An 11,883-nucleotide genomic window follows, 5' to 3' on the forward strand; every position below is an offset into this window, starting at 1 on the left:
GCCGGTACCGCCGGCCAGCTCGCGAGCCTCCCGGTGACGGCCGTTGCCAAGACCGGCACGGCGGAGGACCCGTCGGCGCCCGGCAAGGGCCTGAATGCCTGGTTCTCCGCGGTGGTGCCCGCCGAGCAGCCCGAGGTCGTGGTGACGGCGTTGGTGCGCGGCGGTGGATTCGGTTCTGCGACATCCGGTCCGGTGGTCAAGAGCCTTCTCGAGCGCTACCTCGCACAGATCCGCGGCACGACCCGCTGACCCGTGCGTGGTTTCGGTAGCGGCTGCTACCGAAACCACGCACGAGGGGGAGCGGTCAGGAGGCGAAGGCCGCGACCACCTCGGGGTGGTCCATGCAGGCGGTCGCGCCTTCGGCGACGCAGGTGAGCGGGCGCTCGGCGGTCTTCACGGGGAGCCCGAAGGACTCTTCGATCATCTGCGACATGCCCCGCAGGATCGATCCGCCGCCGATCGCCAGAATGCCTTCGGCCATGATGTCGCTGATCGCCCGCGGAGGAAGATCGTCCAGGCATGCGGCCAGCGTCTGCGCGATGCCGGTCATGGCGGGCTTTACCGCATCCATGATCTCGTCGGTTTCGAGGGTGAGCAGTCGCGCCCGGCCGGTCGCGGCGTCGCGGCCCTCCACCACGAGCGTCTGTCCGTCGGTGGTCTCGGTCGTGCCCACCTTCGCCCGCTCGGCGGTGAGCTCGCCGACGATGATCTCGTGCTTCGCACGCAGATACCGGTGGATCGCTCGGGTCAGGTCCTCGCCAGCCATCCGGCAACTGCGGTGCGACAGGACGCCACCGAAGCAGATGGCGGTGACTTCCGAAGTGCCGCCGCCGATGTCGACGATGAGATGGGTACGCGGTTCGAGCGGATTGATCCCGCACCCGAGGGCACCCGCGACAGGTTCCGGCACCAAGGCCACCTTCCGCAGACCGGCCTCGTGCCCGACCTCGAGCAATGCCCGACGCTCGAGCGGGGTGGCGCCTGCGGGAATCGCGATGACGCCCGTCGGCCGCAGACCGTACCGTCGCTCAGGGGCGGCCCGCTTGATAACGGCCGAGACGTAGGCCCTGGCCGATTCGAGGTCCACGATCACGCCGTTGCGAATCGGACGAACCGGCGTGATCCCGACCGGAGTTCGGTCGACTAGGGCACTCGCATCCTGGCCGATCGCGAGAGCGCGATGCGGATCCTTCGTTCGCACCATCATCAATGATGGCTCGTTCAGGACTATTCCGTCATCGGGGGTCCCGACGACGGTGTTGGCAGTTCCGAGATCGATACCAAATCCACGCACGTCGGCCTCCGACCGGAAATCCCGCGAGATCGTCCAGATGGTTAACAGCGGCAGCGACATTGGGATGATGTCGCGTACCACAGATTACCGCCGACGAAATCTTTCAACGCGTTGTTGGCCGGAATATCGGGTGATATCTGGGCGAAATCTACCCACAGCCGGTGCGGTTGTGAGCCGAAGTGACGAAAGTGCCCTCTGCGCTGGGATGTTTGACTATTCTTCCCCCAACCGCGGTGCACGCAAGTCACGCCGCAGTAACGGCGCGGCACCTGCACCTGACGGCACGACCGTGTTCGTCGTCGGGCAGCCACCCGTACTCGTCGCACGCGGCGCATTTCGGCTGTGTTGCAGACGGTTCCGGGAGCGCCTGCCACAGCGGAATCCACGCCTGCGCGAACCGCATCGGATCGTGGGCACGGTGAACGGACCTCGCGGCCGTGACCAGCGGTGAGATCCCGTGCGTCTCGACGAGTCGGTCGATGGCTGCGGCGTCGTCGGGCTTGAGATAGGCGAAGGTCGCGGTCAATCCGGCAGCCCGGCATGCCGTGGCGAGCCGGCCGACAGCGGGACTGGGCGCGACCTTCCCGGCTCGGGACGAGCGGTTGGTTTTCGTCCTTGGTTTCTCTGTACTGACAAGAGCGCCGGGTTGCCCGACGTCGGTGCGCCCGCGGGTCGGTTTTCCAGGCGTCGGACCGGTCACGGGCTCCTCGTACACCGTCTGGATCGTGCTCCACCGGCCGCGTTCGTCCTGGATCTTCTCGCGCACGAGGTAGCCGAGGTCGGCGAGCTCGCGCAGCGCCGAGCGGACGGCGTCGCGGCCCTCCTTCGGGGACTGCGCGGCGATCGACTCGGAGCGAGTGTGCCAGTCGTCCGGCTTCGACAACAGCCAGACGAGCACGCCGCGTGCGCGGAAGGAGAGGCGCTCGTCGTTGATGACGGCATTGCTGAGAATGGTGAAATTGCTGGCGAGGCGCGGTCCACGACGCACGCCGCCAGCCAGGGTATTCTGGCCCACGTTCGACTCCCTTACAGTCGGACATCCGGCCCGTCGGGAGCTGCAACTCCTGGCGGGCCTTCTTCAGTTGTGACGCCACGGGCGTGACGATTGGGCCATTCTGGCACCGGGCTTACCGGCGGCGCAAGGATTCTTTCGAACACGCATTCGGTGTCGTGATCGCGCGGGATGCGCGGATGTAATGGCCAATGATCCCGGGGCGACAACTCCCGTGAGGGACGCAGCCCGGCAGCACTTCCGGGCATCGAGCGTGTGGCAGCGACGAGCAAGGACGGCATGACGGCGCAGTTGACACCGAAGGAAGCGAAGGCAATCGCGGAGCGGCACCTGAAGTCGCTGGGCTTCACGCTCGAGCCTCGGAGATCGGGTCCGATGCAGATCAGGGCGCGCGGGGTCGTGGCGGAGGTGACATTAGGCACTACTCCGGTCAGCCTTTCCGAGTTGGTGATGACGTACGGGGAACGCAGGTTCAGATCTCGTGACGCGATGGCCTACTTCGCGCTCAACGGCTATGGCAAGACAGCCGTCGACTACGCGACCGCCAAGGGGATACAGCTGTACGGATTCGATTCCTCGGGACGGGTCACCGAGCGGAATCACGTCGGGCTTCGCGCGCCGAGTGCTGCGCCCACGACCGGTGCTGCGCCTACGACGCCGAGCGGCGCGAGTTCCAGGGTGTCGTTCAGCAAGCCGGTGAGCCCGTTGCCGCCTGCGTCTGCCTCTACCGGTTCTGGACCTGTGCGCGTCACGGCGGAAGCATCGCCCGATGCTTCCGCCGGCCGGCGAACGAAGCGATGGATGGCCGGGGTCGGAGTCGCGTTGCTGTCCGTCGTGGCAGGCAGTCTGATGATCGGAACGAACGATTCGGATTCCGGGTCCGTCGAACCGGTCCGGGTGGTATCGACCACTGTCCGGTCGAGCGTGCCCGCAACCCCGAGTGCACCGACGCGTGCGGTGATGCAGCCACTTTCGGGGGCGCAGTCCTCGAGCGTCGCGACGACAGCGCCCACCTACATGCCGCCGCCTCCCGTGTACACGCCCGCGTACACCCCGCCGCCCGTATATACGCCGGCTCCGGCGCCTGCACCGCAGTCGAGCGCCTACTACAAGAATTGCGCTGCCGCCCGCGCGGCCGGCGCGGCACCTTTGTATATAGGTGAGCCGGGTTACCGGTCCAAGCTCGATGCCGACGGCGACGGAGTCGCCTGCGAGTGGAGTTGATGGCCCATATCGAACCGGGTTGTGGGTTGATGCTGTGTAGTGCAATCGGGTAATGCTCCGGCATCGACCGAGGGAGCTTTCGGCATGCGACCCACCGGCATCACGGCAACTCTGATCATCCCCGACATCGAGGAGCACGGAGGCTCTACATCGACTACCTCGAGCTCTCCGTCGACGAGATGAACCTGGGGCGGGTGCCTCGTTAAAAGCCCCGGACGGGCGGGCCGTCGTCCAGCTCCTCCGGAGCGACGCGTCCGCACTGGTCGATTCCGGACTGTCCGTCCACGTCGGCGATCAGGTCGGAGGGCGCGTACGAGGAGGCGCAGCTCCGGAATTCGAGATCGTCACCTACTCGGACGATGCCGAATCGTCGGCAGCCCATAGTCGCCTCTTCGGTCAACGTTTCTGTTGTGACGCGGCGTCGACGCCAGCGGTCGAATCGAGCCCCAACCCCGGGACGGCTTACCGGTTACGGTGGCACCATATGTGAATGAGGAGAGCATTTTTCGCTTTTGTCTCGCCTACGGTCATTGCCGTACTGGCAGCGTGCGGTTCATCGGACGAACAGGCAACGCCTCCCGAGTGGACGGGTGATAATCGGGCGACCACGGCTTCGAGTTCTCCATTGCCGAGCCCAATCACAACGCAGCGCGCTATGCCGCGCGCAACCCGACAAGCCGCGTCGATGTCTGAACAGTTCGACCAAATGACCTCGACGGCGTGCGCGGACGACGTGGATCCGGTGACCTGCATGTACGAGCGGAGAGCATACGTGGAGTTTTTCGAACGTTCCGCGATGCAATCCCTCGACCCCTCATATCACGACAGCCTGAACCAAATGTTTGAAATTCTCTACAATCAGCACGATGATTTTGTCTCGAAGGGATGTCCGGCGAATCTGGATTCGGACGGATGCTCACTGCCCCTCATGATTTCGGATACTTCGATGATGACTTTGGGCGTGATGTTCTCGGTAGAGTGAACTCCGGGCCCTGCCGGTTCGGCTATGGAGCGCCGAACCCGTAGGTGTAACTCCCTGTCTCCCAGTTCATGGTTGCGTGATACTTGTATCCGCTTCGGCTTCCGTTCGGGTTCTCCTGTGTGGCGGCAAAGCACTCCAAAACTGTAGTGGCAGCTAGTAGATCGTCGACGGATCCACCCGCTACGGGAGAACATGAAACCGAGAGGATCGGACCGTCGATGATCGATGAGTTTGCGTGACCCGTCGCCATCTCCATGATGCTGGCCTCGACCTGATGTACGCTTGCCTGCCTCATCGATCGCTCGGCTTCTTCCTTCCGTTCGCGATCGGCAACCTCCGCCGCCCGACGTTCGGCGCTCTGCCGAGCTGTCTCGGCGGCTGCCGCCTTTGCATCGACGTCTGTGTCGTGATTGACCTTCAGTACTGCAACTGCCGTAAGAGCCAGAATTGCGCAGCACGCGGCAATGCATCCGATCATGCCGCGGCTCAATCGCTTCCGTTGATCAGGTTCCGGTCCTGGAGGTTCAGGAAGTGACAGCCATTGCGTTCCATCCCAGTAGTGCTGCTTGCCTTGGGGATCTGGATACCATCCCGGGGCGGCACTGCGTGGCTCGCTCATGGCTCGCACCTCCCGAAGGAAACGGTCGATGATTCAAGTTTGTACTGAGGGTATCGCGCAGTGCGCCGGTAGGGGGTGATTCGTGAATGGTGGGGGGCTGGCTCGGTGCCAGCCTCGTACCTCGGGAAGTTCTTGTCCTGCAAGAATTCACGAGCCGAACAGCGAGTACTTAGGGTCATCGCGACGAGCGGAGCTGCCTGGCGAGTGCGGTGATCCCCTGACTGACTGTTTCAGAATGATCGCTGCAACGGCGTCAAGCAGATGATGCTCGCAAGCGAGCTCGAGCAGTCCGTAATATAGGTCAGCTTGTACTTCGGAACGAATACGAGGACGTTTGAACTGATGTAACCAGGCAAAAGTGCGCTCGACGACCCAGCGCACCTTCCTGGGCTCGGACCGTGAGCGGCGCTACGGCGAGCGATCTTCGGGGTGATACCCCGGGCGGACAGCAGGTTCCGGTACTTGTCCAGGTCGCAGCCGCGATCGGCGAACACCCAGCGCGGTCGCGACTGCACCACCGGCACGCGGGTCGAGTCCATGGCTACGAGTAGCGGATCATTCGCCGAACGGTGAAGCAGAAATCGAGTAGTCGACTACTCATGACGATCGAGCTGATCGAGGCGTTTGCTCGATATGGCGGCGACTCGGGCCGCGACGCGACGGTAGGCGGGTGATCGATATGTACGTGGTAGTGCGTCCGGCCTATGTGGCAGTGCATCCGGTGTACGTGGTAGTGCATCCGGACCTTGTTCATACGATCCTGCACACGGAGGTGCCGACTGATCATGTCGAGGTGCTGTGCGGAATCCTCGGCTGTGGCAAGAGCGCGATGCTCAAACACATCGAGTTGAATGCTCCGCGAGCAGCAGTGCGGATCGACCTTAGCGAGTTCGATCCCGGACACCGCGGCGACCAAGGACCCGAAGCGTCCGTTGGGGCTATTCAGGCCAGCTACCTACAGTTCGTTCGGCTCCTGGAAGCACTGATCGGGCGGATCGGCACTGACGCCGACCGGCGAGAGATCCGCGAGCTCGACTTGAGTGTGCGTAATGCCGAGGTGTACGACGCGCGGATCATTCGGATCGAGGACTTCGTCGACGAGAGATTCCGCCCGCTCGACCCGATAGTGCTGGCTGATGCGTGGCGCAATGCCGCCGGTGACATCGCCCACAAGTTTGCGACGCGTTGGAACGCGATGACCGAAGATCACGGATGTTTCCTGCTGCTCGACAACGCCGACGATATCGCCGACCAGGAGATCGGGCTCTGGATCGGTGAACTCGTACTCAGTCTCTCCACCACCGTGGTCGTATTTGCTCAGGAATCCGATACGTTGTTGTCTACCCTCGATCAGGAACGTACCCGGATCACCCGCATCTCACAGTTCGACGAGCCGACTGTCGAGGCCTGGCTGTGCGGGGTTTCGGGGCACCAGCCGTCATCGGCGATGGTTCGGCAGATCTGCGCGGCAAGCGGAGGGCATCCTGCAGTCCTCAAGCTCCTCTACCAGTTGCTGTCGAGGCGCGGCGACCTTCAGATGAGCACTTCCGATCCGGTCTTCGATGAGCTTGTTGCCATGCGCAGTGACCGCCGTCGCGCGGCGCACCTCGCGCAGTTGCTGGTCCGGTCGGTCAGCATCGGAGGCGTCGCCGTCGGCGACGATATCGACGAACTCATGGCGTCCACGCTCGATGTCGCCGCAGTGCCACGGCAGTTCGACGCTCCCTTGCTGCGGCACCTGCTCGGCCCAAAGACCGTGTCGGGCGGCCAGGTGCGGGCCCTGCTCACCTGCCTAGCCGACTTTCCCTTCGTCGAGGACCTGTCGGCGGACGGCTCCCGTCTGCGCGTCACGTCCTTGGTCAGAAGCGGCTTGCTGGAACTGATGCGGGCATCGGACCCGGATCGGTTTGCTGACCTCAACCGTCGGGCGACGAGTTACTACCGGGCGAAGGTGTCCGGCTCGAAGAACACCAGCTACGGCGAGTCCTTCGTCTATGAGGATCCGGCGTGGCAGCGAAACAAGCGTGAGTGGCTGGTCCACAGCGGTCTGGCATCGCGATCGTCAGACCGTTCCCAGGTCATCCGGGACATCTCGCTGGTTTTCCTCGACGCGTTCTGGTGGTGGGGGAACTACGTTCATTTCGACTTCTGCGATCAGCTCGTCGCCGACCTCGGTGTCCTCGCCGGACAGCACCGCGGACCGGCGACCGGACAGAACCGCGCGTTGTGGGACGTCGACATCCTCCCCGATGAAGCCGTCTGGCCAGAACTCGACCAACTCCACGGGGCGCTGAGGACGATCTTGCAGTCCTACCCGCTGCGGTCTGCCAAACCTGAGAACGCCGACTGGGTTTCGGTCCGACAGGCACTATTGCAGGTCAAGCACCTGTGTGGCCTGCACCGGCACGGCACAGGCCGCCGCGCCGAAACCCTGAAAGGCAAGAAACGTCGTCTGGCGGCGCTATTGGACATCTTCATGGCGCACACCTACCGCTACGCCCACCCCGCCGACACGCAGGCCGACTTCTACTATCTTCGGGCACTACGTCTGCTCCCCGACGACTGGAACGCGGCATGGGTCGAGTTCGAGCTAGCGCAACTGCTGGCAGGCAGGACGGCGCCGGACCCGACCACGGTGGAGAAACACTTTCGGCGCAGTAGCAAACTCATCGACGAAGACGACGAGGAACTCGCCGCTAACCTGCTGCTCTTGCGCGCAGATATGGACTGGGAGCAGCATCGGCACGATATCGCTGCGGACGAGTACGGCCAGGCCGTGCGGCACGCCTACCTCTTCCACGGTGTCGAACGGCCTGACGACTACACGATGCAGTTCTACATCGATGTCCGGGGGCGCGCGCTGAACCGTCTGCTCGAACTCGCCGACCACCCAGCCGACGCACTCGACTGCGCCAGCCGAATGGCCGGTGCGTTCCCGCCCGGAGAAATCGACCGCGACGCCGTTCTCGGCGCGATGGATGCATCGTCTCCCCGGCCTTTTCAGCTGGCGCGAGCGTTGTTTCCCCGCGGGCCGGAATCGTTCGAGCTCGGCAGCCTCCAGTCGCCTTTCATGGACGAATTCCGGCTTCGACACGACTGCTTGCACGGTGAATCGTTGTCTTCAGAACTAGCCAGATTGGCGCGGCGATGACTCAGAGTGCGTGGCGGTCCCAGCTTCGGCGTAGCGCGTTCCTTCGGTTCCTCCTTACAGGAGTTGTCACTGTCGTCGGACTCGCCATCGTGGTGTGGGTGATCCCCGGACTGATGGCACCGCCCTTTCCTCCGGAGCAGCAAGACGACGAGTACAAGGTCATGGCGGATATTCGAACCGGTTTGGTGGCTGCGCTCGTCGCCGTGGGTACGTCGTTCACCGTCTGGTTCGGTCACAAAACCTATCGCCTGACGGAGGCGGGGCACCTGACCGACCGCTTCGAGGGCGCGGCCAAGCAGATCGGAGACAACAACGAAACGGTGCGGGCCGCCGGTGTGTATGCGCTAGCTCAGCTAGCCGACATCTGGCCGAACAACCGGCAGGCCTGTATTGACGTGCTGTGTATGCACATTCGATCGGACGGACCGATTCCAGGAGCGACAAGCGAGGTACCCGACTCGCATAGTAAAGCGGTACCCCCGGTACCCGACTCGCGCAGGGCGGCGCTCGAGGCCATCGTGGACCGACTACGCGCAGGCAGCGCGACGAGCTGGTCGAATTCCACCTTCAACTTGAGGGGCGCACACCTCGACAGCGTGGATTTCCGGGACGTCCGGTTCGATTCCGGAAGGCTCGACCTCCGCAAGGCGGTCTTTTCGGGCACTTCCAACTTCGACGGTTCTCGATTCAACGGCGCGGAGGTGTGGTTCGATGACGTCATTCTCGACAAAGGGGCCGAAGTTCGGTTCACAGACACTCACTTTGTCCGCGGCTCAGTGCGATTCGACAGGATGTCTTCACCCGAGCATGGGTCGCTGAGTTTCGAGAACGTGACATTCCATCGGGGATGTTCGGTCACCTTCGCCGGCGCGCAACTCGGTCAGGGCGAGGTTTCGTTCGATCACGCCACCATCGCGGCACCCGGACCCACGTTCGCGGGCGCGCGCTTCTGCGGCACCGGCTTCGTGACGTTCAATCACGCCACATTCGCCGGCACCGTCTCCTTCGACGGCGCATTCTTCAATCAGGACGTCACCATGGCGTCCGCGCAGCTCGGCCGAGCGACGCTTCAATTCGCAGGCGCAAACTTTCAGAGCGGCAGGTTGGATCTCAGCGGCGCCGATATCAACAACGCGACGCTCAGCTTCGACAAGACGCGAAGCGCGGGCGGCCACATCGACCTTCGCGCAGCGGTTGGTACACCGAGGGTGGACGGTGACGTGCCGATGGGTCTTGTCCTTCACTCCGCACCGCACGGTGCTCGGCAGACCACCACCTAACGACACTCGATTGGAGGAGCCATGGAGATCGTCCTGTTCCACATCAAGACCCGCACCGACGTCGACCAGGAGGAATATCAGAGGACGTTCGAACGAATGTTGGACCTCGTCTCTCAGGTTCCCGGGTTCGTTTCCATCGAGGGATTCGCAGGGGAGGACGGCTCGGAGCTGGCGGTGGCGAGGTTCGAGTCCCGCGAGGCTATCGCTCAATGGCGGGAGCAGCCGGAGCACGCTCATACCCAGCAGCGTGGGCGGGACGAGTTCTTCCTGTCGTATGAGACCACAATCGCCACCGAGTGGAAGAACTACAGCTGGCCCACGTGACCGCCGCTGCCCCGCTTGAACGACTGGATCGACGAGGCCCGCGGCAGCAAGATCCTCCCGCTGGTCCAGACCGCCCGCGCCATCCATACTCAGTCCAACGACATCGCCGAGGCACCCGAGCATGTGCTCGGCATGTCCGAATGCGCCCTGGACCTGCGTGAGCTGGCCACTCCTGCTGGCTTTGCTGATGTGGGCATCGTCGACTCGAATAGTGAGACCACCTTCGTCGAATGCAATTCGCCTCCAACTCCGAACGCCGCCGTCGATGGGTCGGCAGTGTTCGGACTGCTGCGTCAGGGGTCATTGCGGCGGGTCGCGAAATCCGCTCGCCCGGCCGTCCTCGCCGGTTGCTCCTAGAATCCCGTCATGGGCAGCAAGTCGGTCACCAGTTACGACGTCGCACGCCGCGCAGGGGTGTCGCAGTCGACGGTGTCGCGTGCGCTCAGGAACGATCCGCGGGTCATCGAGGAGACGCGGGAGCGCATCCAGGCCCTCGCGGCGGAGATGGGCTACGTCCCGCACGTCACCGCGCGGAGCCTGATCACGCGCAAGTCGTCGACCATCGGCATCGTGAGCGGCGACCTGCGCAATCCGTCGTATCCGACGCTGGTGAACACCCTGCAGGACTGCTTCGCGCGCCACGACTACCGGGTGCTGTTGATGAGCGACCGCACCGAAGGCTCGCTCGAGAAGGACATCCTCGCGTTGCGCGGGGGCCTGGTCGACGGCGTCGTGTTCATCTCGTCGCGGCTCGATTCGCCGATGGTGTCGGAGATGATCGACTGGAAGATCCCGCTGGTGATCCTCAGCCGGGACGTCGACGACCGGCATGCAGGCAAGGTCGATCGCGTGACGTCGGACAACGTCCGCGGTGGCCGGCTCATCGCCGACCACCTGGTCGATCTGGGGCACACCCGGATCGGCCTGATCTCCGGTCCGTTGCAGAACCCCAGCATCCGGTTGCGCGAGCAGGGTTTCCGTGACGGCCTCGCGGCGCGCGGCGTCGAGCTCGACGAGAAGCGGGTGTATCGCGGCGCCGTGGATGCGTCGACCGGCCTCGAGGGTGGCCTTGCGCTGCTCGCCGGCGAGGACCGCCCGACAGCGGTGTTCTGCGCCACCGACTACATGGCCTACGGCACGCTGGATGCCGCGAAGCGTCTGAATCTGTCTGTGCCGAAAGATGTTTCCATTGTCGGCTACAACGACCTCCAGCAGTCCAGCTGGTCGATCTTCGATCTGACGACGGTGCGTCAGCCGCTCGAGGACATGGCGGTAGCGGCGGCGGAGTTGCTGCTGGCGCGGATCGACGGTGCGGCAGGCGCTCCGGTGCATCGGAAGTTCGATGTGGAGTGGGTGCAGCGGGGGAGTGCGGCGGTGTGCGCCGAGCCCGTTCATGATCGTTAACATAGGCAACAGGTCCGTTACCGGACGGTCCCGGACCGGCAATAACTCCTGCATACATTCGAAGTCACAGCGAGCCGGACAGCGCGGCCCGGATCGCTTCCTCGAATCTCCCCGCCCGTCAGGAGTGACATGGAAATCGGCGTCTTCATCCCCATCGGCAACAACGGCTGGCTCATCTCCAAGAGCGCTCCGCAGTACATGCCCTCGTTCGAGCTCAACAAGGCGGTCGTGCAGAAGGCCGAGGAGCACGGACTCGACTTCGCGCTGTCGATGATCAAGCTCAAGGGCTTCGGTGGTGAAACCGAGTTCTGGGACCACAACCTCGAGTCCTTCACGCTGATGGCAGGTCTCGCCGCGGTGACCGAGAAGATCAAGCTGTTCGCCTCGACCGCGATTCTGACCCTGCCGCCGGCGATCGTGGCCCGCATGGCCTCGACGATCGACTCGATCGCTCCCGGCCGCTTCGGTGTGAACATCGTGACCGGTTGGGCCCCGAACGAATACACGCAGATGGGTCTGTGGCCGGGGGAGGAGTACTTCGGTTACCGGTACGCGCAGGCCACCGAGTACGTCACGGTCATGAAGCAGCTGTG

13 protein-coding genes and 1 pseudogene are annotated in these 11,883 nt (G+C 63.8%); 9 read left to right on the plus strand and 5 right to left on the minus strand.

Going from position 1 to position 11,883, the window contains the following annotated elements:
• On the plus strand, window positions 1-249 hold a 249-nt coding region (locus I0Q12_RS34520; RefSeq protein ID WP_269437729.1), incomplete at its 5' end, for a penicillin-binding transpeptidase domain-containing protein.
• A gap of 55 nt (window positions 250-304) precedes the next feature.
• On the opposite strand, the gene I0Q12_RS31205 is transcribed toward I0Q12_RS34520, so the two are convergent.
• The 3 genes from I0Q12_RS31205 to I0Q12_RS31215 all read right to left on the minus strand — a co-directional run bounded on the left by I0Q12_RS31205 (window position 305) and on the right by I0Q12_RS31215 (window position 3,319).
• Entirely contained in the window at window positions 305-1,294 is a 990-nt protein-coding gene (locus I0Q12_RS31205; RefSeq protein WP_197257884.1) for a rod shape-determining protein, read from the minus strand.
• 244 nt (window positions 1,295-1,538) lie between these two features.
• Window positions 1,539-2,309 carry a replication protein gene (locus tag I0Q12_RS31210; protein WP_197257886.1) on the minus strand — a complete coding sequence of 257 codons (771 nt, stop codon included), beginning with the start codon at window positions 2,307-2,309 and terminating at the stop codon, window positions 1,539-1,541.
• 596 nt (window positions 2,310-2,905) lie between these two features.
• Entirely contained in the window at window positions 2,906-3,319 is a 414-nt protein-coding gene (locus I0Q12_RS31215; protein WP_197257888.1) for a hypothetical protein, read from the minus strand.
• A gap of 4 nt (window positions 3,320-3,323) precedes the next feature.
• Between I0Q12_RS31215 and I0Q12_RS34525 the strand changes: the two genes are divergently transcribed.
• Together I0Q12_RS34525 and I0Q12_RS31225 are read left to right on the plus strand one after the other, a co-directional pair.
• Window positions 3,324-3,530, plus strand: coding sequence for an excalibur calcium-binding domain-containing protein (locus I0Q12_RS34525; protein WP_231611791.1), 207 nt, complete (start codon window positions 3,324-3,326; stop codon window positions 3,528-3,530).
• A gap of 490 nt (window positions 3,531-4,020) precedes the next feature.
• Complete coding sequence (locus I0Q12_RS31225) at window positions 4,021-4,512, plus strand: hypothetical protein (protein WP_197257890.1); 492 nt, start codon at window positions 4,021-4,023, stop codon at window positions 4,510-4,512.
• Window positions 4,513-4,534: 22 nt separating this feature from the next.
• On the opposite strand, the gene I0Q12_RS31230 is transcribed toward I0Q12_RS31225, so the two are convergent.
• Both I0Q12_RS31230 and I0Q12_RS34530 read right to left on the minus strand, forming a co-directional pair.
• On the minus strand, window positions 4,535-5,131 hold the full coding sequence (locus tag I0Q12_RS31230; protein WP_197257892.1) for a DUF2510 domain-containing protein: 597 nt from the start codon (window positions 5,129-5,131) through the stop codon (window positions 4,535-4,537).
• Window positions 5,132-5,401: 270 nt separating this feature from the next.
• A pseudogene (locus tag I0Q12_RS34530) lies at window positions 5,402-5,637 on the minus strand (transposase); the annotation flags it as partial.
• Window positions 5,638-5,801: 164 nt separating this feature from the next.
• Here I0Q12_RS34530 and I0Q12_RS31235 point away from each other — a divergent pair.
• From I0Q12_RS31235 to I0Q12_RS31260, 6 genes are all read left to right on the plus strand, one after another.
• Window positions 5,802-8,282, plus strand: coding sequence for a hypothetical protein (locus tag I0Q12_RS31235; RefSeq protein WP_197257894.1), 2,481 nt, complete (start codon window positions 5,802-5,804; stop codon window positions 8,280-8,282).
• A gap of 98 nt (window positions 8,283-8,380) precedes the next feature.
• Window positions 8,381-9,562: a pentapeptide repeat-containing protein gene (locus tag I0Q12_RS31240; protein WP_197257896.1), complete on the plus strand. Its 1,182-nt coding sequence runs from the start codon at window positions 8,381-8,383 to the stop codon at window positions 9,560-9,562.
• Between the two features lie 21 nt (window positions 9,563-9,583).
• Complete coding sequence (locus tag I0Q12_RS31245) at window positions 9,584-9,886, plus strand: antibiotic biosynthesis monooxygenase (RefSeq protein WP_197257898.1); 303 nt, start codon at window positions 9,584-9,586, stop codon at window positions 9,884-9,886.
• 15 nt (window positions 9,887-9,901) lie between these two features.
• The gene (locus tag I0Q12_RS31250; protein WP_197257900.1) at window positions 9,902-10,243 is read left to right on the plus strand and encodes a hypothetical protein; all 342 of its coding nucleotides are present in this window, start codon (window positions 9,902-9,904) and stop codon (window positions 10,241-10,243) included.
• Between the two features lie 9 nt (window positions 10,244-10,252).
• A complete protein-coding gene (locus I0Q12_RS31255) occupies window positions 10,253-11,290 on the plus strand; it encodes a LacI family DNA-binding transcriptional regulator (protein WP_197257902.1) in 1,038 nt (345 codons plus the stop codon).
• 129 nt (window positions 11,291-11,419) lie between these two features.
• On the plus strand, window positions 11,420-11,883 hold a 464-nt coding region (locus tag I0Q12_RS31260), incomplete at its 3' end, for an LLM class flavin-dependent oxidoreductase (protein WP_197257904.1).

Origin of the sequence: Rhodococcus sp. CX (assembly GCF_015865005.1) — a bacterium.
Classification (GTDB): Bacteria; Actinomycetota; Actinomycetes; order Mycobacteriales; family Mycobacteriaceae; genus Rhodococcus.

Excerpts from the sequence above, each read along its gene's own strand:
- I0Q12_RS34525 (WP_231611791.1), top strand. The coding sequence starts at position 3,324 with ATGCCGCCGCCTCCCGTGTACACGCCCGCGTACACCCCGCCGCCCGTA.
- I0Q12_RS31225 (WP_197257890.1), top strand. The coding sequence starts at position 4,021 with ATGAGGAGAGCATTTTTCGCTTTTGTCTCGCCTACGGTCATTGCCGTA.
- I0Q12_RS31230 (WP_197257892.1), bottom strand. The coding sequence starts at position 5,131 with ATGAGCGAGCCACGCAGTGCCGCCCCGGGATGGTATCCAGATCCCCAA.
- I0Q12_RS31245 (WP_197257898.1), top strand. The coding sequence starts at position 9,584 with ATGGAGATCGTCCTGTTCCACATCAAGACCCGCACCGACGTCGACCAG.
- I0Q12_RS31255 (WP_197257902.1), top strand. The coding sequence starts at position 10,253 with ATGGGCAGCAAGTCGGTCACCAGTTACGACGTCGCACGCCGCGCAGGG.